Here is a 22,119-nt window from a genome sequence, read left to right on the forward strand (position 1 = left end):
CCGTGATTTAAGCACGGTATTGTCCCGCCGTCGACTACGCAAACTCCACCTGGAAAGGCGATGCCGGCCTGCCGCCGAACAGGCCACGGGGCGGCGTGCCCGCCACTGACCTGATGCCGAACGTCGCCGGGCAACGGGCGCCGACCGTCGAAAGCACGATATCCCGCACGGGCGCCTGCAGCACGCGGCTTTGTCCTGCCTGGAGGACGATGTCTTCCAGCTCGCCCGGAACCGTGATCCATAGCTGCCCGGACAGGCTGGTGACCGCCACCGGACCGCGTGCGTGCAGCGATGCGACGCGGTGGGGTTCGAGCTTCATGACCACCCGCTCCGGCGTGGCGGTCTTCTGCACCGCGTCGCAGTGATCGGCGTACCCCCCTTCCCTTGCAGGAACGCCTGCCGTCAAACCAGTGAAGCCAATCCTTGCGGCGATGTCCATGTCGTTTCTCCTCGTAGCGTTTCAACGGATGCCCCCGCCTTTTGCATGCAAGCCCGTTGGGGCGCATACTTGATCCATGACTGTTTCTCATGCATCCTTTTTACCGGCGGTTCATGATCCACAGTTTATAGAGAAGAATTTTCGCCTCAAGCGCTATTTCCGCATGATTAACATGAGAAAAACGCATGCAAAACGAACTATTGTCCCTGCCTCCGCTTGATGCATTGCGCGGTTTCGTGGCCGTGGCGCGGCGCATGAGCATCACGCTCGCCGCGCAAGACCTCTGCCTGACCCAGTCCGCGGTGAGCCGGCAGGTACAGGCACTGGAAGAACATCTCGGCATCCCGCTCCTCGTCCGCAGGCATCGCGCGATCGCCCTCACCGACGCCGGCAAGCGCCTGTTCGATCTCGCGTCCCCCTGGCTGGGCCGCCTTGCCGAATACGTCGCATCGCTGCAGGAAGATGGCCGCGTGCGGCCGGTCACGATCACGGCCAGCATCGGCGTGACCTCCCTATGGCTGCTTTCGCGGCTGGGCGGGTTCCAGGCCGCGCATCCCCACATCGACGTCCGTGTCGCCGCCAACAACCGCGTGGTGGACCTGGTGCAGGAAAACATCGACGTCGCCATCCGCTACTGCAAGGAGTCCAGCGCGCCGAGAGGAGCGATCCGCCTGTTCGGCGAAGCCGTGGTGCCGGTGGCCAGCAAGGCGGTGGCGGCAAAGGCATTCAAGACCCCGGACGCCCTGCTCCGGCAGGTCCTGCTGGAATTGTCAGAGGGCGACGTCCCCTGGCTGCACTGGTCCGACTGGCTGAGCGCAAAGGGATTCGCCCATGCCAAGCCGAAGGCTTACCTGCACTTCAACCAGTACGACCAGGTGATCCAGGCCGCCATCGAAGGCCACGGTGTGGCGTTGGGAAGGATGGCACTGGTGCAGCCGATGCTGAACGACGGACGGCTCGTCGCGCAGCGCAATGCGAAAGTCGGCGTCGACGATCATGCCTATTGGCTGGTGCAGGCAACGGAGTCGCCACGGGAAGAAGTGAAGGTGTTCAGTGAGTGGATCGTGCAGGAGGCGCGGCAGACTTAGGCGTCGCGCAGGAATAACATGTGCGATGCCTTAGTAGGCATAACGCACGGCCAATCCGCCGCCCCATTTCTGGGAGCCTTCGGCGCTGTACTCGCGCGAGAGGTAGGTCTGCGTCTTCCAGGACCTGTCCACGTTGTGCTTGTAGCACGCCGTCAGTTCACGCGTCTTTGCGCTGCTGCGGAAAGGTTTGTCGTTGCAGCCGAAGTCGATGCCCGCGCTTTCCGGCTCGGGCAGCTTGAGCGCGGTGACATTGGCCGGTGTTCCTGACGCCTTGGTGGAAAGGCCGGGATGACTGTGGCCGTGCCGGTCGAATACGGGCGGCGCGCCAAGCTGGCGCTTGTCCGCCAGTGCGCCATTGAGCTTGAAAACAGGATCCTGGAACAGGTTGTAGGTGACGATCCGGCGCGGTGCTTCCTTGTCGTTCCGGCGGGCCTTGCTCTGCGCTTTACCGGCATCCCGCATGTCGCCGCGCTTCAATGCAGCCGCCTTCGCCGCGCTGCCGGACTCAACCGCGCGGCACGGCATCGCCGCAAGGGCAGCGGCAGTCGATGCGACGACAAGGATGACGGCGGATAGCGTACTCGGCATGGCGATTCAGTCACCGTGGGTTCGCGGTTCGGGCAGCATTTGCTTGCATGCCCGCTTCGATAATCCCATTATCGGCATTTCCGGATGGAAATGAAGTATTTCCCGTGAAAACAATGACTTGGGACAGGAATCTGTAGCACTTTCGCCGCACGTTGCCGCCTTGCTCATTCTCATGCGCCCGGTCCCGCTTGCCTGCTAATGTATGCGAAAGGAGCGAAGCCATGATCCTGTCCCGCCCATGCATCCTCGCATTTGCCCTGGCCTTGGCCCCGGCAGCCGCCACGGCCGAGGAGATCCCCCGCCCCGAACCCATCGGCAAGCCCGCCACCAAAGTGCTCCGCCAGGTGACGCCCGACGGGCGCGTCATCTATTCCGACAAGCCGGTCAAAGGCGCGAAGGTGAGCGAAACGATCGACGTCGATCCGCCGCCCAAGGGAAATCCGTCCGGTACGGTGTCCGGCAAGCCGCCCGAACCGCCCTTGGGAACAGTCCCGACGCCGGTCGACCGGGTCAGCGTCATTCCTCCGCCCGGCAAACCGAGGACGGCGGATGACGCCCAGGCAGATGTGATCCGCGCCGAAATGCTGCTGGACGATGCGCGCAAGCGCATGGCAGCCGGCGCCGAACCCTTGCCGGGAGAACGCATCGGCACGGCCTCGGGCGGCTCGCGCCTAAGCGATGACTATCACGCCCGCCAGAAAAGGCTGGCCGAGGAAGTCGCGGTGGCGGAAAACGTGCTGAAGAAATCGATTGCCGAACGCGACGCTTTGCGAAACGGACGCTGACGAGCCTCAGCCCTTCGCCCGCACCATGCCCCTGAGCATGGCCGCCAGCTCAGTCTCGCGCAGTACGCGGATACGCTGCTCGTCCGCATAGCGGCGGGCATTCTCGCTCAGTTGGCCGACGGTGATGTAGAGCCTGTCGTGCGCGCCGCAGGACTCGGCGGCAGCGGCCAGTTCGCGCAGGGGTTCCACGCCCGTGTTCGCCGCCTTCCAGCGCTTGCCGCTGACGACCGCCTTGCGGCCATCCTTCGCGATCTCGAAGTCGGCACCACCCTCGCGGCGTTTCACCTCGTAACCGTCGCGGCGATAGGCCGCCTCGATCGCGTCGGCGAAGTCGCGCCACGACATGGAAGACACCGACTCGAGCGTTTGCGCAACCAGTGCGGCGCCGGGCGCCCGCCACTGCTTCACCGCGGCAATGATGCCGATGACGAAGAATGGGAAACCGGCGGAAGCGCCATACACGGCATACTCGCGCGGAAACAGCATGCTCGTCGCCAGCGACACCACGGACGCGATCAGGATGCTGATCCACCACGGCTTGCGCAGCAGGATCGCGAACAATGAATTTTCCGACATCTTCAGCTTCATGCCTGTGCTCCCGGGAGATAGAACCAGTGCCACGGTTCGTAGATGAACCCGAGCGCATTGCCGCGCGGGTAGGACAGCGCGAATCCGAAGCGGGATGCATGCGCATTCAGCCAGCGAAAGGCGTCCGTATGCTCGAACGGCTCTTCCCTTTCCTCGCAGCCGGGCGTGTTGATGTCCACGGCGCGTCCCGTATGGTGCTCGCTGTAGCCGGGCGGCGCGCTCAGCGTCAGGATGGTTTCCATTGCCATGCCGCGCGCCTGCTTGTCGCGGATGATCTGCGCCTGCTCTTCGAGATCCCGAAAGGCCGACACGATCTCGAGCACGATACCGTCCTTGTGCGCTTCCGCCTTCATTGCCTGCCACGCCTCGGCGGCGGCAGGAATCATGCGATGCCGGCGTCCGTCGCGGGCGGTTTCAGCCAATGCAAGCTCATGGGCATCGGGATGGAAGGGCAAGGCCTTGCGCGCGAGCAGCGTATCGGAGATGCCGAGCGACGCGAGCAGCAGCGCAAGGTTGTTGTCTTTTTCGTGAGGAAGCATGGGTAAGGCGTAAAAGAAGATTGCACGGCGATTATAGCGGCGGGTGTGGTGCGTGATCGCGAATATTCATTGCTCCGTGGAAGCCTTGCCATCACCGTCGGAATTTTCTGTTTGCGGCATGTCTAATTGGTCACATGCGGCCTTGACGGCCTTTCATCAATTCGTGACAGAAATTTGCAAGAGGAAAACATGCCCACCGTAGAAAAATCGAGAACGTGGGCGATGCCATCGGCGTGTTCTCGCATCGCGTGAAAGGCAATCTGGAACGGTTCAAGGAATTCCTGGAATCGCGCGGGCAGTCGACCGGCGCATGGCGCAGGAATGTGCAGCAGGGTCAACCGCGGCCGGGAGCATGACGAAACAAAGGGCAGGTGCCTGGCGGCCCTGCCCTTTTTACATTTCCCGCTTCAATTGCCGAACAAGCCCTTCAGCAGCTTGACCGGGTTCGGCACCACGTCCTGAATCGACGCCGGAGCCGCATTGTCGGCAGATTCGCTTGCGGGAGCATTGCGTCCGCCCCGCTGCGCCTCGCGCGACTCCTCCATCCCCAGCATCGTCATCCCCGTCGACTTGATCCGCACGCGCGCCGTCCACTCCGGCTGCCAGTTCGCCGGCGCCTTTTCGGGACGCGGCGGATGCGAGACGTTGAGCTCGTTGCCGTAGGCGATCATGTTGAGCATCGCGCCCTCGGCCTTGTCGAAGATGCCCTTCGGCACGATGCAGTTCACGATCGTCGGCGGCAGGATGACCTTCTGCTGCAGCAGCTTCGTGATCTGTGCCGGCGACTGGTAGGTCATCAGCGACCAGCCATTGTCGGGCTTTTCGCTCGAGCTCCAGAAAATCATGTCCTTCGCACCGCCCGGTCCGTCGGCCGCACCCTGTGCATGCAGGAAGTATCCCCTGGCGTTCTGCATCCCGTTCCATTCGACCTGCACGCCATCCTTCGGCGCACCGCGCGTCTTCAGCTGCGCCTTCGGCAGGAAATCGTAGGCGGGGCTGACCGCGAACTTGAGGGTAGGCGGCACGCCGTTTCCGCTCACCGCATGCTCCCCTTCCAGCGAAGCGTTGTCGGGCACGCGCTTGCTGTCGCGTTCGTTCGGCCACAGCGAGTGGCCCGGTCGCCCCTGCACGCCCTTGCTTGCGCCACCGTGGCTGGAGAAGAACTGGGAAAATTCCGCGTAGTCCTGCTTGGCGAAATCCAGCACCTTGGGCTGGCCCGGGCGAATGGTGTCGCCGCAGCCCCAGTAGAGCAGGATGCGGCCCTTGGGTTTTTCGGCGCGCTCAGGCGTCTCGTCGCGCGTCGGCGTGCCGCGCTCCGCTGGCTGCGGCCGGTGCGGGACCAGCAGCAGGGACGGGCCCATGTTCATTGCGGAAGGAATCGTGTGGGTGCCTTCGATGCCGGAAGGATGCGCACGCACATAGAGCTCGGTATCCATGACCTTGCCCCGGGATCCCATGCCCATCGAACCGCCAAAGCTGTTGCCGCCCATGAGGCCGCCAAGGAGGCCGGCCGCACCGCCCTCTTCCGGCATGCCGGGCATCGAGAAGTTGCTGGTCGAGAGGTCGACCCAGTATTGGGCGGCCGGGCCGCGGGTTTGGGAATGGGCGGCAGCGGCGACGGCCGCTGCGCAAAGTGTTACTGCGACGCGCATGGGGTTCTTCATTGTTGACTCTCCCTTGTGTGTTGTCTCTTTGACCTTGACGATTCTGCCAGAAAGAAAAGGATCGGGCTTACAAGGAGGCCAGGCCCGGGTTGAACGCGATTTCCCACAGGTGGCCGTCCGGGTCCTGGAAATAACCGGCATATCCGCCGTAGAACGTCTTCTGCGCCGGTTTCGCGACCGTCGCACCCGCATGTGCGGCACGCGCCATGATGGCGTCGACCTCCTCGGGGGAGGACACATTGTGGCCAAGCGACACTTCCGTCGCACTGCACGGCTGCAGCGGAACGCCGCTGTCCGAAGACAGGCTCTTGCGCGGCCATAGCGCGAGCTTGAGTCCGTGCTGAAGATCGAAGAAGGCCACGGCGCCGTTCTCGAACTCCGTGCCGATGATGCCTTTCGTGGGAAAGCCGAGGCCGTCGCGATAGAACGCTACCGCGCGCTCCAGGTCGTCGACGCCGAGGGTCAATACGGTGATGTGCGGATTCATGGTGTGCCCCATAAGACATTTCGCTGAACGGACGGCAGATGCATCAGACAGTGTAATTGCAAAACAGGCAAGGACAACCAGGCACGCCTCCATTGCCTGGCGGCCACGTCTCCTCACGGAACGTGGCAGACTCGGGATTCATCTAATCTGGCAAGACCAACCGACAACATTGCATGCCATGCCCCAGCCAGCCCCCACCCCCGCCGCCGCGTTGACCGACATCGAGCTCGCCCGTCTCGTATCCACCGGCGATGCCGATGCCTTCGAACTGCTCATGCGCCGCCACAACCGCGCCCTCTACCGCACCGCCCGCAGCATCCTCAAGGACGACGCCGAGGCAGAGGACGCGCTTCAGGATGCGTATCTCCTCGCCTATCGGAACATCGGCAAATACCGCGGCGAGTCGAGCCTGTCCACCTGGCTCACGCGCATCGTCGTCAACGAAGCGATTGCTCGATCGCGCAAGAGCAATCGCCGGGCAGAGGTCATCCAGCTCGTGGGCGATGACGATTTTCCAGAAACGCCGGAGCAAGACATGGACACCCACCGTACGGAACAGCCCGAGAGTGCAGCGATGCGTGCCGACGCCCGCCGACTGCTGGAACAGAAAATCGACGAGCTGCCGGAGGCTTTCCGCACCGTGTTCATGCTGCGCGGCGTGGAGGAGCTGACGGTGGAGGAAACAGCGGCCTGTCTCGGCATTCCGGAAGCCACCGTGCGCAGCCGCTTCTTCCGCGCGCGCAGCATGCTGCGTGAATCCTTGTCGCGGGAATTCGACCATGCGCTGGAAGGCGCCTTCGGATTCGATGGTGCGAGATGCGATCGCATCGTTGCCGGTACACTGGAGCGTATTGCATCCTGCGGACAGGTGCCGCCGCAGGACAATCAAAAGGGAGACAAATAATCATGCATGCCAGGACCAACTTGCTGCGCGAGATTGAAGACGACCAATTCACGGAAAGCGACTGGCGCCGCCTGCTGAAGCATCTCGGCGAAGACCCGTCCCGCCAGGGGCTGCTCGATACGCCGCAACGGGTAGAAAAAGCCTGGGCACACTGGACGTCCGGCTACGCATCCAACCCTGCCGATATCCTCAAGGTCTTCGAGGATGGCGCCGAGCAGGTCAATGAATTGATCCTGGTGCGCGGGATTCCTGTCTACAGCCACTGCGAACACCACCTCGCGCCCTTTTTCGGGACGGCGACGATCGGCTATACGCCGAATGGAAAGATCGTGGGCCTGTCGAAACTCACGCGCCTGGTCGATTGTTTCGCCAAGCGGCTGCAGGTGCAGGAGAGACTGACGATACAGGTCGCCGAAGCACTGATGGAACATGTGCAGCCACTGTCGGTCGGCGTCGTGGTCCGCTGCCGTCACATGTGCATGGAAAGCCGCGGCATACAGACACCGGGAGAGGAAACGGTGACGTCCGCCTTGCTGGGTGAAATGCGGACCAATCTCGGGCTGCGCAGCGAGTTTCTTGCGCTGGCCCGAGAGAAGAGGTGATTACTTGCTTGCCAATGCCTTGCGCAGCGTGGTCGCCAGGTCTTCCGCATTGAACTTGGCGACATAGGCGTTCGCGCCCACACTGCGCACATGCTCTTCGTTGGTCGTGCCGGACAGCGAGGAATGGATGACCACCGGGATCGACGCGAACTTCTGGCTCTGCTTGATGTTGCGGGTCAGGGTGAAACCGTCCATCTCGGGCATTTCCAGGTCGGACAGTACCAGTGCGATCCTGTCCTGCACGGTCTTGCCTTCCGCTTCCGCCGAGGCAGCGATCGCCTGCAGGCGCTCCCAGGCTTCCTTGCCGGTCTTCGTCATGATGAAGGGCACGCCCATCGCTTCCAGCCCCTGCTCGATCAGCGAGCGCGCAACGACGGAGTCGTCGGCGGCGAGTACAACCGTGCCCGGCTTGAGGACGACCTTGTCGCCGACGTCTTCCGGATCCACGTCCTGTTCGCCGGGCGCGCCCATGTCGCGCAGGATGGTTTCCACGTCGAGCACCTGCGCCAGGCGGGAGCCTTCGACATTGCCGTCGAGGCGCGCGATGCTGGTCACCGTGTGACCGGCAGCCGTGTTCTCCGCGGAGAGCACCTGGCTCCAGTCGAGACGCACGATGTCTTCCACCGCTTCCACAGCGAAGCCCTGGGTGGTGCGCGCAAATTCAGTGACCAGCAGGATGTTGAGGCCGGTCTTGGGAACGCAGCCTACGATGGCCGGCAGGTCCAGAACGGGAATGATCTGGCCGCGCAGGTTGACCACGCCCAGCATGTGCGGACGCGATCCGGCGATGCCGGTAATCTCCGGCATGGCGACGATCTCGCGGATCTTGAACACGTTGATGCCGAACAGTTCGGAGCGCTCGCCGTTGGCGTCGCCGCCCAGGCGGAACAGCAGCATTTCGAACTTGTTGGAGCTGGTGAGGTTGCTGCGCTCGTCGATATCCTTCTGTACTGCATCCATTATTGTCGCCCCTGCTGGTCTTCAAGAATTCCCCGAGGGTAACAGGTCGTTCCGGGCGCGACAATGCAGGAATTCAAGGAATTCCTCAATTTTCCTGCACTTTTGGGCCAACCATTCCGGCAGGCGGGTCAGCCTCCATTGGAACGGAACAGCGCAAGCGTGCGGGCTCGCGCCAATGTTGCACATTCGTCATCGAAATCGGCACGGCGATCGGAATTGAAACCATGGCCCGCCTCGTACAGGTGGACCTCGACTCCAGGGTGTTTCGTCCTGACCGCCTCGACACCCTCCAGCGGAATGCCCTTGTCCAGTTTGCCGAAGTGCAGGATGGTCGGGCAGCGCGGCATTTCGTCCGCCATTTTCGGAATCAGGCTGCCGTAATAACCGGACGCCGCCGCCAGCCCCATACACCGGCATGCCGCAGCCCAGGTGACCGAACCGCCATAGCAGTACCCGGTGATGAAGACCGGCCCCTTGTCTTTCAGGCGGTCGATGCAGGTCTGCACATCGGTGATCGATTGCTCGAAAGGATGCTGTTCGCGCGCCACGCGCAGCGCCGCCTGCACGTCCTCCGGCGCGTAGCTTGCCTGCAAGCCGGGGGCCTCGCGGTCGAAGAGTGCCGGCGCCAGCACTTCATAGCCGTCCGCGGCGTAGCGGTCGCACTGGTCGCGGATATGGTCGGTGACGCCGAAAATTTCCTGGATGAGGACGAGGCCGCCGCGTCGCGGGCCGGAGGGTTCGACGTGATAGACGCCGATTGCCGCGCCGTCGCCCATCGTCATCGAGATCATCTTTCCATTGCGTGCCATCGATTGCCCTTTCACTATCAAGGCCATCGAGTATAGCGGCGCTGCGGCCAGGCGTATTGACGCGCTTCCCGTTGATGCGCAGCAGCAGTGCAAAAGACGGCAAATGCTGCTAACTTATCAATCCCATCCCAACAAGGAGACTGCGATGAAGACGATTCTGGCTGTCCTGTTGTTGTCCGTATCCGCCATGGCAGGCGCGAACAATTGCCCGAACGAGATGAAGGCCATCGACGCCAAGATGAGCTCCGCCAGCGGCATCAGCGCCGAGAACATGGCGAAGATCAAGGCGTTGCGCGCCGACGGCGAAAAATTCCACAAGGAAGGGAAGCATGCCGAGTCGATGAAGGCGCTCGGGGAAGCCAAGAAAATGCTCGGCATCTGATGCGCATTGAATTCACGAATAGCCACCGCCCGGTGGCTATTTTTTTGCAGCGAGTTGACTACCGATGATCACCCTTTTCCACTGCGTCAGCGCACGCTCCTTCCGCCCCCTCTGGACCATGGAGGAGCTGGGCATGCGCCAGGGCACGCATTACGAACTGAAGATGCTGCCCTTCCCTCCCCGCGTGCACATGCGCGAGTACCTGTCCGTCAATCCGCTCGGCACGGTGCCGGCCTTCTTCGACGGCGACGTGAAGATGACGGAATCGGCCGCAATCTGCCAGTACCTGGTGGCGAAATACGGCCCATCCCCGCTGGAGGTGACGCCCGACGAGGCGGCTTACGGCGCATGGCTCAACTGGATGCATTACGGCGAAGCGACGCTGACCTTCCCGCAGACCCTCGTGCTTCGCTATCGCCACATGGAGCCGGAAGAACGCCGCCTGCCGCAGGCGGCCGACGATTACCAGCGCTGGTTCCTTGCGCGCCTGCGTGCGGTTGATGCCGCATTGCCGGGTGTGGAATTCCTGTGTGCCGGACGGTTCACCGCAGCCGACATTTCCGTCGGCTATGCGCTGATGCTGGGAGAATATCTCGGCCTGCAGGAGCAGTTTCCTCCTGCGGTGCGCGACTACTGGGAAAGGCTCAGGCAGCGCGACGGCTTCCGGCACGCCCTTCAAGCGCAGGCGCATGCAGCCGAAGCGCAAGGCGTCTCGCCGACACCTGCGCCGCTGGCCGGACGCACATGAAAAAAGGCCTGCACAAACATGCAGGCCTTTTCGTATTACTCAAGCGAAGAAATTACACGCGCTCGATCACTGCCGCGATACCTTGTCCGCCGCCGATGCACATGGTGATCAGGCCATAGCGCTTGCCGGTGCGGATCAGTTCGTACAGGCACTTGATCGTGATAATCGCACCGCTTGCGCCGAGCGGGTGGCCGAGGGCGATGGCGCCGCCGTTCGGATTGGTGCGCGCCGGGTCGAGGTCGAGGCCGCGGCATACGCCCAGGGACTGCGCGGCGAAGGCTTCGTTCGATTCGATCACGTCCATGTCATTCAGGCTCAGGCCGGCACGCTTGAGCGCGAGCTGCACGGCCGGGATCGGCCCCGTGCCCATGATGGACGGATCGACGCCGGCCACGGCATAGGACACCAGGCGCGCCATCGGCTGCAGTCCGGCACGCGCGGCGGCGCCGGCCTCCATCAGCACGCAGGCAGCAGCGCCATCGTTCAGGCCGGAGGCGTTGCCGGCGGTGACAGTGCCCGCTTCCTTCTTGAACGCGGGCTTGAGCTTGGCAAGGGTTTCCAGCGTCGTGTCCGCCTTCGGATGCTCGTCGGTGTCAAACACCACCGTGCCCTTGCGGCCCTGAATTTCGACCGGCACGATCTGCGACTTGAAATAGCCGGCGGCGATTGCTGCCACAGCCTTCTTCTGGCTGTTCAGCGCGAACTCGTCCTGCTGCTCGCGGGTGATGCCGTACTGGGCAGCGACGTTCTCGGCGGTGATGCCCATGTGGCCCGCGCCGAACGGATCGGACAGTGCGCCGACCATCATGTCGATCATCTTGAAGTCGCCCATGCGCTGGCCCCAGCGCGCCGCCTGCGCGGTGTAGGGTGCGCGGCTCATGGTTTCGACGCCGCCGCCGACGGCGATGTCGGTGTCGCCCAGCTGAATCGCATTCGCCGCGGTGACGATGGCCTGCAGGCCGGAGCCGCACAGACGATTGAGCGTGAGCGCGGCGGATTCCTTGGCCATGCCGGCATTGAGGCCGACCACGCGGGACACATACATGTCGCGCGGTTCGCAGTGGATGACGTTACCCATGACGATCTGGCCGGCTTGCGCCGGATCGACCTTGGCGCGCGCAAAGGCTTCCTTGACAGCGATCGCGCCCAGGTCACAGGCGGTGAAATCCTTCAGCGTGCCGCCGAAGGTGCCGATTGCGGTGCGCGCTGCACCGACGATGACCACGTCTCTTGTATTTGCCATCTCTCTTTTCCTTGGTTGGTAAATTATCGATTCCCCACGCGATCTTACGCGGCTGGCAAGGTATTTTCTGTCAACTTCGGGACATTCGCACTACCGTAGAAGTACGGCACCGATGTGGCATATGATGCAAGTTCGATCGCTGGAATCGAAATCGAATTTCCCTATGGGAACCAATATTGATTGTGCGAAACTAAGCTCTCTTTGGAGGCGGTATGGATGCACTAGAGGGCAAACTCCCGGACGAGGAAGTCGCGTTCGTGAGACTGATGAAAAGGCTGACAGGCAAGCAAGTGTCGATGCCGGAGGTCGAGGGCCGCAAGGTCATACGACCGGATACGCGCGAGATGTCGATCGTGGAAGTGACGGAGGAGCTGATACGCCAGCTGAAGAAGTAGCGGGCGGACAGGCGGGCGGGTCTTCCCCGCCCATCCTTCAATGCCCTTGATGCCTTTCCTGCTTCTTGCCGCCGCCTGCGCCGGTATTGGAACCGGCCTTGCCTTGATGTGGCTCTTCGCGTCATGGCTGCTCTTGCTGCTCCGGCCCGAGCGGCCATCCACCTACCTCACATCGGCTTCCGTATTGTCCAGGCGCTTGGCCGGGGGGCGTTGTCCATTTGTTACCTCGCTATTGCAAATAAAACCACGGGGACAGTAGACATGCCGCTGTGTGGAAAAATCCCTTCCTCTCATCAAGACTTGTAGGCACGGTCGGCCGCAGCGGTATCGGCATACTCGCGGAAGCGCGTGATCTTGCCGTCGCGCACGGTAAACACTTCCGCCCAGTCGCTCTCGAACACGCGGTCGGTCTGCTTCACCGTCCAGGCGTAGTGCCCCAGCGCCACCACCTTGTCTCCCTGCGCAATGAATTCCTGCGGCTCGAATTGCAGCGGATGCTGGGACTCGTCAAGCGAGGAGAAAAACTGGCCGACCTCGGTCTTGCCGTGACGCGCGCCGCTGAACGGCACGTATTCCGAACGATCCAGTATCCATTCGATGTCGTCGGAAAAGAGGTTCATCAATCCAGGGATGTCGCCGGTCTTGAACCGGTCGTAAGCCTGCATCACCACCCGTGTGTTTTCCTGTTCGTTCATGGTCTGCTCCTTCGCGTTCGCAAGTGCTCCCTTGGCATTCACCATAGGATAGCGACCGCTCCGGCGATTGCGCGAGATCAAGAACCTACAGGCTTGCTTCCGCTCCCCAAAGCTGCTGCATGCTGACACGCACGCCCGCCTGTGACTCGTGCAGCACTTCCCGGATGGCATGCAGTTCCTTGTGCGTCTCGCGGCGGATAGGGAAGGACAGCGGCGCCCCGCGCGGTCCGATCAGCGCATGCACGATCGGCGTCGTCGTGCTGCTGCCTCGTCCCGTCACCACCCCTACTTCGCCGTTGACCAGGCGCACGAAGGTGCCGGTGGGATAGGTGCCCAACTCGCGGATGAAGCAGGCGGCGAGCATGGGCTGGATGTTTTTCTTTTCCGTCAGCAGGATGTCGCGCAGCGCCGCATTCGGCAGCATGGATTTGCGATAGAGGCGCGACGATACGCGTGCGCAATAGCGGTCGGCCATCGCGATGATCTTCGCATTCTCGGGAATATCTGCGCTGCCTTTGCCGAAGGGATAGCCGCTGCCGTCTTCGTTCTCGTGGTGCAGCAGCACATAGTTCAGCACATTCTCGTCGACGACGCCCGCACTGCGCAGCAGGTTGACGCTTTCTTCCGGATGGTTCCGGATCAGGCCCTGCTCTTCATCCGACAGCGGCTCCTCGCGATGATGGAGCTGCTCATGGTCGCGCAGCATGCCGACGTTCATCATCAGCGCCGCGGCCATGATGTCCTGCACCTCCTGCGCCGGCTTGTTCATGGCGCGCGCCACCACCAGGGAGACGATGGCGCAGTCGACGCTGTGCCGTACGGGGTAGCTTCCCGATTCCTGGTTCAGCAGGATGCAGGCGAGCGCAACGTCGGTATTGATGTCGACGGCAAACTTGATGGCCGTGACGACTTCGACGATCTTGGGATGCAGCTCGGATTCGCTATGGAGATTGAACAGCAGCCGCTCCAGCCGCTTGGTCGCAAGGTTGATCAGCCGCAGCGTGGACGGCCTTTCGGTATGCCGGGCGGCAGCAAAGGCCGCCTGGTTGGATGCCGCGCCGTCCCGCTTCGCCGTCACGAACAATCCGCGCACGACGAGCGTCTCGACCTGCTGCTCGCGCTGGACGACATGTCCCTTGCGCAGCAGCAGCTTGTTGTTGGAATCGTAGACATCCCATGGCAAGGGTTTCCCTACCACGATGTCCGACATGGTGATGCGTCTCTGCTCCATCCCTGCCCCTCCGGTTATGTAGCGACGGCAAGGCCGGCGCATTTTTTTGGGGCAGTGTATCCAGATTCGAAGACGATGAACAACAATCGGCGCATAAAGATGAGGAATACGGGCGTTTATAGAGCATTTCCTCTAAATCCAGGCAGCTTCGCGCCGGATGCTTTGCCCGGCCATGCTTTCAACGGTGTCCGGGCGCGGGCAAAACGCAGGGCGGTCGCCGGCAGTTCGCGTGCGAAGTCGCCGAGCGCCGGTGGATCGAAGGCCATGGCGCGCAGCAGCCGCCCGCGCCTGCCCCGGTCGGCCAGCATCCCCTGCCATGCCGATGGCTGCATGAGGGGATGGCGGATGCTGGCACTGCCCGCCACCAGCGCGCGCACGCCGGCCTCCTTCGGCGCAGGTACGAGACTTTCGGCGACAAAATTGAGGCCGCACCACACCGACGCCGTCAGCGACGCCCAGAAGCGGGGATTCGATTCGATCAGCCACACCTTGCCTGTTCCTTCCTCCACGCGTGCATCCACATGCATGACGCCGTGGTAGCCGCTCGCGCCGGAGAGCGCCGATGCCATGGCCTCGAGCGAGGGATTGTGCTGGAACACGATGCGCGAACCGCTTGCGCGCTGCACCGCGAGGGCGGACATCCTTCCGCCCAGGGCGAGAAAGCTCACATCGACATCGTCGCCGCGGATGAAACGCTGCGCGATCAGAGGGCCGTAATCGTACGCCGCATTGTCCAGGATCGACGCATCGAAGTCTTCCACGCTGCGCACCACGCACACACCGGTGGAACCGGCGCGGTCGAGCGGCTTGACGACGAAGGGCAATCCGATCACGGATGCGATCGCATGAAAATCCATCGTGTCCTTCGCGGCAAAATACATGGTCTCCGGTACCGGCAGTCCCAGCCCGGAACAGAACTGGTGGAAGGTCCACTTGTTGTCGAACATATCGAGCGTCGGCAGTGCCGGAATGGGCGTGGTCTTGACCTTCAGCCTGTCACGCACGCGATTGGCGAGGCGGATCGCATCGCAGTCGGCGGGGATCAGGATGACGTGGGGATTGGCATCGGCGATGCGGTTCACGATGTCGGCATAGGCCGAGTCGCCGCCGCCATCGATATCGACGCTCACCTGCCGCTTGCACAGGCCCGACCACCGCAAGCTGCGTGTTGACGATCCTCCGACGACGATGCACTTGGCATCGGTAAAACTGCGGATGGCAAGCAGCACGGCCGAGACCACGCGCCTGCAATTGCCTGTGACGATAAAGTTGATCACCTGTTCTCCCTGTGCGCTGCACGTTCTCCAGAGGAGGATGGCCCCATTACTGCGAAGATATCTTGAGCCTGCGCAATGAGGCGGGAACGAGGCTTGCAAAGCAAAGGCCCATGCACTATGAACATTCCATGATGAAAGCAACTGATTCATCGTCGTGCCACACGCGGACAAATGTTGCGCCAGCACGGGTGCGGAGTCTGCATTCCCCCAAGCAGGCAATTGCGCTGCCGTCTACAATTGGCCCGGGAGGCTTTCATGAAAAACGATAACGGTACAGTCATCATTGCAGAGGGACTCGCATTCCCTGAAGCGCCGCGCTGGCATGACGGCGCACTCTGGTTTTCCGATTTCTATACGCACAAGGTGCATCGCATCGGCGATGACGGCACGCTGGAGACGGTCGCCGAGGTGCCGGGCCAGCCATCCGGGCTGGGCTGGCTGCCTGACGGGCGCCTGCTTGTCGTCTCGATGCAGGACCGCCGCGTGCTGCGGATGGAGGATGACCGGCTCGTGACGCACGCTGCGCTCGACACCTTCACGTCCGCCCTCTGCAACGATATGGTGGTGGATGCGCGGGGCCGCGCGTATGTCGGCAACTTCGGGTTCGACATGCTCAACAGGGAAGCGCCGCGCCCGACCGTCCTCGTCATGGTGGAACCGGACGGACGCGCGCGTGCGGTTGCGGACGGCCTGCTCTTCCCCAACGGCTGCGCAATCACGCCCGATGGCAGTACGCTGATCGTCGCGGAAACATTCGGCAAGCGCCTGACGGCCTTCGATATCGCGCCCGATGGAACGCTCGGCGGACGCCGGATATGGGCGGACTTGGGCGAAGCGTCGCCGGACGGCATCTGCCTCGACGAAGATGGCGCAGTATGGGTCGCTTCACCGCCAACCGCCGAATTCCTTCGGGTCCATGAAGGCGGACGCGTGTCGGAACGGATCGCCGTCGACGGACAGGCAATCGCCTGCGCGCTGGGTGGACCAGGACGGCGCACGCTGTACATGGTCACGGGAAAAGTAGCGAAGGCGCCGCGTGCGCTCGCCGAGCGCAACGGCCGCATTCTTGCACTGCAGGTCGCATCCGGAGGCGCAGGGCTGCCGTAAATGGTTGTTGCGAGGAAGCGGAACCGTGGCACGCAATGAACTTTCTGCGGCCCAAATGTCTTACATATGAATTTGACAACCCCACTTTCCGCCCCGCATGTATGAACCCAATCTCCGTTGATAACGTAGTCGATACATACCGCTTCTATGCCCCGCTCTATGATCGTCTCTTCGGCGCCGTCCTCGAACCGGGGCGGCGCGCGCTGACAGATGCGGTTTGCGCCATCCGTCCCACCTCGATACTGGAAGTCGGCGTCGGCACCGGGTTGACGCTGGAGAGATATCCGGACAGCGCCTCCGTCGTGGGCATCGATATTTCCAAGGAGATGCTCGAGATCGCACGGGAACGCGCAGAGAACCTGCCCGGGCGCAGCATCCACCTGGTAGCGATGAATGCCGAAACCATGGATTTTCCCGACGGCTGTTTCGATTGCGTCGCCATTCCGTACGTGCTGTCGGTCACGCCGAACCCCGATCGCCTGGTGAGCGAAATCCGCCGCGTATGCCGAAAGAACGGCACGATCCTGGTCCTCAACCACTTCAGCGGCAGCCGCTTCTGGTGGTTCCTGGAAAGCGCGGTCCGCCCGCTGTCCAAGCGCATCGGATTCCGTTCCGACTTCTGCTATGACGAACAGATCCTGAAATACGACTGGGAAATCCTTTCGGTAAAAAAGGTGAATCTCTTCGGCCTGTCCCGGCTGGTGACAATCCGCAATACCTGAGTCATCATCCCCTCTTCCACCGCCTGAAATTTCCGCACGGCTGTTCGTTTTCCAGTAGCATATGGAGAGGCAGCCGTACGCACCATTGATTCGGCAAGCCGGCAACATAACGATAAAGGAGACCTACCATGAGACATCCTCGTTTTACCCGCCGTGATTTCCTGAAATCCACTGCGGCCGCATCCGCCACCATCGCCTTCCCCGCCTTCGCCCAACAGTCCTATCCCTCGCGCCCGATTCGCCTGGTCTGCCCCTGGCCTGCCGGCGGCTCGACGGACATCGTCATGCGTGCCTTCGCGGAGAGCCTGTCCAAGAACCTCGGCGGCACCATCGTGCTCGACAACAAGCCCGGCGCAGGCGGCATATTGGGCGCGGTCGAACTGGCTCGCGCGCAGCCCGACGGCTATACCCTGTCGCAACTGCCGCTTGGCATCTTTCGTATCCCGCACATGCAGAAGGTCGCCTTCGACCCGATGAAGGACCTGACCTACATTGCCTGCCTGACCGGTTACACGTTCGGCATGGTGGTGCGATCCGATTCGCCGATCAAGAGCATCAAGGACCTCGTCGACTACGCCAAGGCGAATCCCGAAGGCTTCTCCTACGGTTCCACCGGGACCGGCACTACGCCCCACCTCGTGGTGGAACAGTTCGCGAAGCGCGCCGGCATCAAGCTCCTGCACGTGCCCTTCAAGGGCAATGCGGACGGCATGCAGGCACTGCTGGGCGGCCATGTGATGGCGCACAGCGACGCGACCGGCTGGGCATCCGCTGTTGAAGCCGGCCGCGCGCGCCTGCTGGCCACCTACGGCAGCAAGCGCACCAAGCGCTGGCCCAACGTGCCGACACTGCTCGAGCTCGGTTACCAGACCGTGTCCGATTCGCCCTTCGGCATCGGCGGCCCGAAAGGCATGGAGCCCGCGCTCGTCACGCGCATCCAGGACGCATTGCGCAAGACGCTCGACGACCCGGCGGTGCAGGCCACCCTGGACAAGTTCGACCAGCCGGTAATCTGGATGGATAGCGCGGCGTACACCAAGTTCGCGCAGGACACCTACCGCGAAGAGAAGGAAACGATCGAAAGCCTCGGCCTGGCCAAGACAAGCTGAGTCGGCGAGAGGGTGTTATGAACTAGGGAAGGGGTCGCGCCATGGGATAATGCGCGCCATCCCATCTCGACGATCCCATCAATGAACCGTCTCAGTCACACGATCTGGCGCCGCCTTACCGGCCTCATGCCGGGAGAACTGAAGGAATCAGAAATGGCGTGGCTGGTCTGGCCGCGCCGCCACCTTCCCCTCGTCACGCGCCGCCGCGCCACGGTCATCGTCAACCGGGTTCGCCTGTTCGCTTTCCTGTTCGCCGTCCTCACGCCGCTATGGAGCGCGGTCGACTTCGTCGTCTTCCCCTTTCCCCTGTGGATGAACCTGGCGCTGATGCGCTTTGCCGCCACGGCCGCCTTCGCCAGCCTGCTGCTGTATTACCGGCCGACAGGCAACCTGTTCGACGCCTATCGGGCGATGGCGCTGCTGTTCCTGATCCCGACCGTCTTCTATGTCGCATCGCACACCATGCTGGCGAACTACCAGCTCACGGGGATGTCGGCCGCGATCGGCGCGGGCTACGCCTTCCTGCCCTTCGTGCTGCTGGCCGGCCTGTCGATTTTCCCGTTGACGCTGCTGGAAAGCCTGATGATTTCCAGCCCGATCCTGCTGGCCCAGGGCATATCCGGTTACCTGCGCTGGTCGGCCATGGACTGGCCGTCATTCGCCGGTGCGTTCTGGCTGCTGGTCCTGATCACCGGCGTGTCCACGCTGGCTGGCACGAGCCAGCTGGCCTTCATGCTGGTGCTGGTACGACAGGCGATCCGCGATCCGCTGACCGGCGTGTTCTCGCGCCGCAGCGGCGAGGAAGTGATGGAACTCCAGTTCAATAATGCGACCCGCCACGAAGCGCCGATGGCGGTGGCCTTCTTCGACATCGACCACTTCAAGGCAATCAACGACAAGTTCGGCCATGAGGCCGGCGACAAGGTACTGATGGACATGACTACCACCGTCGGCGCCAATCTCCGCCGCGGCGATACGCTTGCGCGCTGGGGCGGCGAAGAGTTCATCCTCATCATGCCCAATACCGACCTGCAGCAGGCGGAAGCGGCTGTCCAGCGCTTGCGCAATGTGGGGCTGGGCCGCCGTCCCGATGGCACGCCGGTCACGGCAAGCATCGGTATCGCAGAGCGGAATGCGGATACCGCGGAGGAATGGAAGAAGCTGGTCGACCTCGCCGACCAGCGCATGTATCACGCCAAGCAGGCCGGCCGCAATCGCGTTGTCAGCGGCGACGACTGATACGTTAAAAAAAAGGCAACGAAGATTGCGGCTGACGTTGTCACTCTTCCCTCGCAGAATTGCCTTTCAGCATATATGATGAAGTGAATTGATGCATATCAATATCGCTGCCGCTGAATCACGCAACCAAGTGCCAATGGCCGCTTGACCGGCAGACCGGCGCCACTGGCAGGACTACCAGGAGACAGCCATGCCGGGAATCATGCGCGCATTACTCGATCGTTTCCGCCTGCCCGGATCGGCTCCAAACCGCACCGGCGCGCGCTTCTACTGACCATCAGCCTGACAGGCTCCCATGCCCCCGTCCTTCAAATGGCTTGCCGGACTCCGCAATGTATGGGCGGAATGGCAGGCATCGGGCGGAATTTATGCGGTGGCGCCCCGGCTTGCGGCGCTGCATCTGGCAAGCCGCGCCATCGAATCGAACGAGAATCCGATCATGGTCACCGGGACCGCGCAGGACGGCTACGCGATCCGCTATGTGAACCCTGCCTTCGTGCGCGTGACCGGCTATACCGCCGAAGAGGCGATCGGCCTCAACTGCCGTTTCCTGCAAGGAGATGAACACGACCAGCCGGAACTGGAACTGCTGCGCGCCGCGTTGAAGGAAGAGCACAAAGTGCACGTCGTGCTGCGCAACTATCGCAAGGACGGCACGGCATTCTGGAACGAGCTGTCGATTTCTCCGGTGCGCGATGTCCGCGGCCGGGTCACGCATTTCGTGGGCGAGATCGTGGACGTGACGGTACGCCGCCAGGAGCAGGAACAGTTGCAGCACCAGGCGACGCACGACGCGCTCACCGGGCTGCCCAACAGGAACCTGCTGACCGATCGCTTGCGCCAGGCGATCAGCTATGCGCAGCGCTATCAGCGCATGGTCGCCGTCGCCTTCCTCGACCTCGACAAGTTCAAGCACATCAACGATACCCTGGGCCACGACACCGGCGACCAGCTGCTGAAGATCGTCGCGGAACGCCTGTCTGCCTGCGTGCGCGATTCCGATACCGTGGCGCGACTGGGCGGAGACGAGTTCGTGCTCGTGCTGTACGACCAGGCCAACGAAGATATCACCTACCACGCAACACAGCGCGTGCTGAGCAGCATTTCGGAACCGATGGTCATTGCAGGCCGCGAAATGACCGTTACCTGCAGCATCGGATTCGCCGTGTATCCGCAGGACGGGCAGGATGCGGAAACGCTGATCAAGAATGCGGATACCGCGATGTACCGCGCCAAGGAACTCGGCCGCGACAACTTCCAGTTCTACACGGAAGAGCTGCATTCCCGCATCAACGAACGGCTGGCGATGGAAACGGGATTGCGCCGCGCACTGGAACACGACGAGTTCGAGCTGCATTACCAGCCTCGCGTCGATCTCTCGAGCGGAAAGGTGACGGCGCTGGAGGCGCTGATCCGCTGGAACCATCCGGAACTCGGCCAGATCGAACCGCGCCGTTTCGTGCCGCTGGCCGAGGAACTCGGCCTGATTCATCGCATCGGCGATTGGGTGCTGCGCGAAAGTTGCCGGCAGCAGGCGGCATGGCAGAAAGCCGGCGTGGCCGACCTGCCGATCTCAGTCAACATTTCGTCGCCCCAGTTCCTGCAGAAGGATTTCACGAAACTGCTTACCCGCGTCCTGCTCGAGACACCGCTGGATGCCTCCCGCCTCGAACTGGAAATCACGGAATCCCTGTCCATGCAGGATCCGGAAGCAAGCATTCGCGTGCTGCGCGAATTGAGAAGCATGGGCGTGCGGGTGACGATCGACGACTTCGGGACCGGCTACTCCAACCTCCACTACATGAAGCAGTTCCCTGTCGATACCATCAAGCTCGACCAGAGCTTCGTGCAGGACATCGTGCGCAATCCGGAAGACCTGGCGATTTCCAACGCGGTGATTTCAATGGCGCACAGCCTGCACCTGAAGGTGACGGCGGAAGGCGTGGAGAGCGTGACGCAGCTGGCGCTGCTGGCGGACCACGGCTGCGACGAAATGCAGGGCTATTACTTCAGCGCGCCGCTGCCGGTGGATCATTGCACGGCACTGCTGCGGGAGAACCGCGTACTGCCGATGGAAAAACTGGGCCGGCGCCAGGTCAATCGCACCATCCTGCTCATCGACGACGAGCCGCACGTGCTGTCCGCGCTGGAACGCATCCTGCGCCGCACAGGCTGCCGGATACTGACGGCCGACAGTGCGCTCGAAGCCTTCGACATGATGGCCATGCACGAGGTCGGCGTGATCCTGAGCGACCAGCGGATGCCCGAGATGACCGGCGTCGAGTTCTTCGGGCGTATCCGCAACATGTATCCGTCGACGGTAAGGATGATCCTCTCGGGCTACGCCGACGTCGATGCGGTCACCAACGCCATCAATATCGGCGCGGTCTACAAGTTCCTCAACAAGCCCTGGGACGCCAACGAACTCTGCGCCATCATCAACGAGGCGTTTGAAAAATACGAGGACGACGTCCAGCGCCTCTCCCGCGGGATGGAGCGCCGGGCCGTCGCCTGTTGA

General features: G+C 62.5%; 25 protein-coding genes. 13 read left to right on the forward strand and 12 right to left on the reverse strand.

What is annotated here, in order from left to right:
* Positions 1–34 precede the first annotated feature (34 nt).
* The gene (locus tag AC3WOY_RS07575; RefSeq protein WP_492422332.1) at positions 35–319 is read right to left on the reverse strand and encodes a DUF2917 domain-containing protein; all 285 of its coding nucleotides are present in this window, start codon (positions 317–319) and stop codon (positions 35–37) included.
* 305 nt (positions 320–624) lie between these two features.
* Here AC3WOY_RS07575 and AC3WOY_RS07580 point away from each other — a divergent pair, with 305 nt between their 5' ends.
* Positions 625–1,527 carry a LysR substrate-binding domain-containing protein gene (locus AC3WOY_RS07580; RefSeq protein WP_492422334.1) on the forward strand — a complete coding sequence of 301 codons (903 nt, stop codon included), beginning with the start codon at positions 625–627 and terminating at the stop codon, positions 1,525–1,527.
* 30 nt (positions 1,528–1,557) lie between these two features.
* Here AC3WOY_RS07580 and AC3WOY_RS07585 read toward each other — a convergent pair whose 3' ends face one another.
* Complete coding sequence (locus AC3WOY_RS07585; protein WP_492422336.1) at positions 1,558–2,115, reverse strand: hypothetical protein; 558 nt, start codon at positions 2,113–2,115, stop codon at positions 1,558–1,560.
* Positions 2,116–2,336: 221 nt separating this feature from the next.
* Between AC3WOY_RS07585 and AC3WOY_RS07590 the strand changes: the two genes are divergently transcribed.
* Positions 2,337–2,900 carry a hypothetical protein gene (locus AC3WOY_RS07590; RefSeq protein WP_492422338.1) on the forward strand — a complete coding sequence of 188 codons (564 nt, stop codon included), beginning with the start codon at positions 2,337–2,339 and terminating at the stop codon, positions 2,898–2,900.
* 6 nt (positions 2,901–2,906) lie between these two features.
* On the opposite strand, the gene AC3WOY_RS07595 is transcribed toward AC3WOY_RS07590, so the two are convergent.
* Both AC3WOY_RS07595 and AC3WOY_RS07600 read right to left on the reverse strand, forming a co-directional pair.
* A complete protein-coding gene (locus tag AC3WOY_RS07595; RefSeq protein ID WP_492422340.1) occupies positions 2,907–3,488 on the reverse strand; it encodes a restriction endonuclease in 582 nt (193 codons plus the stop codon).
* Positions 3,485–4,027, reverse strand: a complete 543-nt coding sequence (locus tag AC3WOY_RS07600) for a M15 family metallopeptidase (protein ID WP_492422342.1) — start codon at positions 4,025–4,027, stop codon at positions 3,485–3,487. The genes AC3WOY_RS07595 and AC3WOY_RS07600 overlap by 4 nt, the downstream gene beginning before the upstream one ends.
* 215 nt (positions 4,028–4,242) lie before the next feature.
* Between AC3WOY_RS07600 and AC3WOY_RS07605 the strand changes: the two genes are divergently transcribed.
* On the forward strand, positions 4,243–4,383 hold the full coding sequence (locus AC3WOY_RS07605) for a hypothetical protein (protein ID WP_492422344.1): 141 nt from the start codon (positions 4,243–4,245) through the stop codon (positions 4,381–4,383).
* Positions 4,384–4,434: 51 nt separating this feature from the next.
* On the opposite strand, the gene AC3WOY_RS07610 is transcribed toward AC3WOY_RS07605, so the two are convergent.
* Together AC3WOY_RS07610 and AC3WOY_RS07615 are read right to left on the reverse strand one after the other, a co-directional pair.
* The gene (locus AC3WOY_RS07610) at positions 4,435–5,691 is read right to left on the reverse strand and encodes a hypothetical protein (protein WP_492422346.1); all 1,257 of its coding nucleotides are present in this window, start codon (positions 5,689–5,691) and stop codon (positions 4,435–4,437) included.
* 67 nt (positions 5,692–5,758) lie between these two features.
* On the reverse strand, positions 5,759–6,178 hold the full coding sequence (locus AC3WOY_RS07615; protein ID WP_492422348.1) for a VOC family protein: 420 nt from the start codon (positions 6,176–6,178) through the stop codon (positions 5,759–5,761).
* A gap of 178 nt (positions 6,179–6,356) precedes the next feature.
* On the opposite strand from AC3WOY_RS07615, the gene AC3WOY_RS07620 reads away from it, so the two are divergent.
* Together AC3WOY_RS07620 and folE are read left to right on the forward strand one after the other, a co-directional pair.
* Positions 6,357–7,082, forward strand: a complete 726-nt coding sequence (locus AC3WOY_RS07620; RefSeq protein ID WP_492422350.1) for an RNA polymerase sigma factor — start codon at positions 6,357–6,359, stop codon at positions 7,080–7,082.
* Between the two features lie 2 nt (positions 7,083–7,084).
* Positions 7,085–7,684 (forward strand): GTP cyclohydrolase I FolE, encoded by a 600-nt coding sequence (folE, locus tag AC3WOY_RS07625; RefSeq protein ID WP_492422352.1) that lies wholly within the window; start codon positions 7,085–7,087, stop codon positions 7,682–7,684.
* Here the strand turns inward: folE and AC3WOY_RS07630 are convergent, their stop codons facing one another.
* Positions 7,685–8,644: a chemotaxis protein gene (locus AC3WOY_RS07630; RefSeq protein ID WP_492422354.1), complete on the reverse strand. Its 960-nt coding sequence runs from the start codon at positions 8,642–8,644 to the stop codon at positions 7,685–7,687. It abuts the gene before it with no gap.
* Positions 8,645–8,772: 128 nt separating this feature from the next.
* Complete coding sequence (locus AC3WOY_RS07635; protein WP_492422356.1) at positions 8,773–9,453, reverse strand: dienelactone hydrolase family protein; 681 nt, start codon at positions 9,451–9,453, stop codon at positions 8,773–8,775.
* Between the two features lie 145 nt (positions 9,454–9,598).
* Here AC3WOY_RS07635 and AC3WOY_RS07640 point away from each other — a divergent pair, with 145 nt between their 5' ends.
* Both AC3WOY_RS07640 and AC3WOY_RS07645 read left to right on the forward strand, forming a co-directional pair.
* A complete protein-coding gene (locus AC3WOY_RS07640; protein ID WP_492422358.1) occupies positions 9,599–9,835 on the forward strand; it encodes a PA2433 domain-containing protein in 237 nt (78 codons plus the stop codon).
* Between the two features lie 64 nt (positions 9,836–9,899).
* A complete protein-coding gene (locus AC3WOY_RS07645) occupies positions 9,900–10,583 on the forward strand; it encodes a glutathione S-transferase family protein (RefSeq protein ID WP_492422360.1) in 684 nt (227 codons plus the stop codon).
* Between the two features lie 52 nt (positions 10,584–10,635).
* On the opposite strand, the gene AC3WOY_RS07650 is transcribed toward AC3WOY_RS07645, so the two are convergent.
* Complete coding sequence (locus AC3WOY_RS07650) at positions 10,636–11,826, reverse strand: acetyl-CoA C-acyltransferase family protein (protein ID WP_492422362.1); 1,191 nt, start codon at positions 11,824–11,826, stop codon at positions 10,636–10,638.
* 212 nt (positions 11,827–12,038) lie between these two features.
* On the opposite strand from AC3WOY_RS07650, the gene AC3WOY_RS07655 reads away from it, so the two are divergent.
* Complete coding sequence (locus AC3WOY_RS07655; RefSeq protein ID WP_492422364.1) at positions 12,039–12,221, forward strand: hypothetical protein; 183 nt, start codon at positions 12,039–12,041, stop codon at positions 12,219–12,221.
* A gap of 293 nt (positions 12,222–12,514) precedes the next feature.
* On the opposite strand, the gene AC3WOY_RS07660 is transcribed toward AC3WOY_RS07655, so the two are convergent.
* From AC3WOY_RS07660 to AC3WOY_RS07670, 3 genes are all read right to left on the reverse strand, one after another.
* Positions 12,515–12,916, reverse strand: coding sequence for a nuclear transport factor 2 family protein (locus tag AC3WOY_RS07660; RefSeq protein WP_492422366.1), 402 nt, complete (start codon positions 12,914–12,916; stop codon positions 12,515–12,517).
* Positions 12,917–13,001: 85 nt separating this feature from the next.
* Entirely contained in the window at positions 13,002–14,147 is a 1,146-nt protein-coding gene (locus AC3WOY_RS07665; RefSeq protein WP_492422368.1) for an HD-GYP domain-containing protein, read from the reverse strand.
* Between the two features lie 116 nt (positions 14,148–14,263).
* The gene (locus tag AC3WOY_RS07670; RefSeq protein ID WP_492422370.1) at positions 14,264–15,424 is read right to left on the reverse strand and encodes an ATP-grasp domain-containing protein; all 1,161 of its coding nucleotides are present in this window, start codon (positions 15,422–15,424) and stop codon (positions 14,264–14,266) included.
* A 255-nt stretch (positions 15,425–15,679) separates the two neighbouring features.
* Between AC3WOY_RS07670 and AC3WOY_RS07675 the strand changes: the two genes are divergently transcribed.
* The 5 genes from AC3WOY_RS07675 (at position 15,680) to AC3WOY_RS07695 (ending at position 22,119) form a co-directional block, all read left to right on the forward strand.
* Positions 15,680–16,531, forward strand: a complete 852-nt coding sequence (locus tag AC3WOY_RS07675) for an SMP-30/gluconolactonase/LRE family protein (protein WP_492422372.1) — start codon at positions 15,680–15,682, stop codon at positions 16,529–16,531.
* 101 nt (positions 16,532–16,632) lie between these two features.
* The gene (locus AC3WOY_RS07680; protein ID WP_492422374.1) at positions 16,633–17,253 is read left to right on the forward strand and encodes a class I SAM-dependent methyltransferase; all 621 of its coding nucleotides are present in this window, start codon (positions 16,633–16,635) and stop codon (positions 17,251–17,253) included.
* Between the two features lie 128 nt (positions 17,254–17,381).
* Positions 17,382–18,362, forward strand: a complete 981-nt coding sequence (locus AC3WOY_RS07685; RefSeq protein ID WP_492422376.1) for a tripartite tricarboxylate transporter substrate binding protein — start codon at positions 17,382–17,384, stop codon at positions 18,360–18,362.
* Positions 18,363–18,443: 81 nt separating this feature from the next.
* On the forward strand, positions 18,444–19,601 hold the full coding sequence (locus tag AC3WOY_RS07690; RefSeq protein WP_492422378.1) for a GGDEF domain-containing protein: 1,158 nt from the start codon (positions 18,444–18,446) through the stop codon (positions 19,599–19,601).
* 295 nt (positions 19,602–19,896) lie between these two features.
* Positions 19,897–22,119, forward strand: a complete 2,223-nt coding sequence (locus AC3WOY_RS07695; protein ID WP_492422380.1) for an EAL domain-containing protein — start codon at positions 19,897–19,899, stop codon at positions 22,117–22,119.

The organism is Noviherbaspirillum sp. FW303-A3 (genome assembly GCF_058788695.1).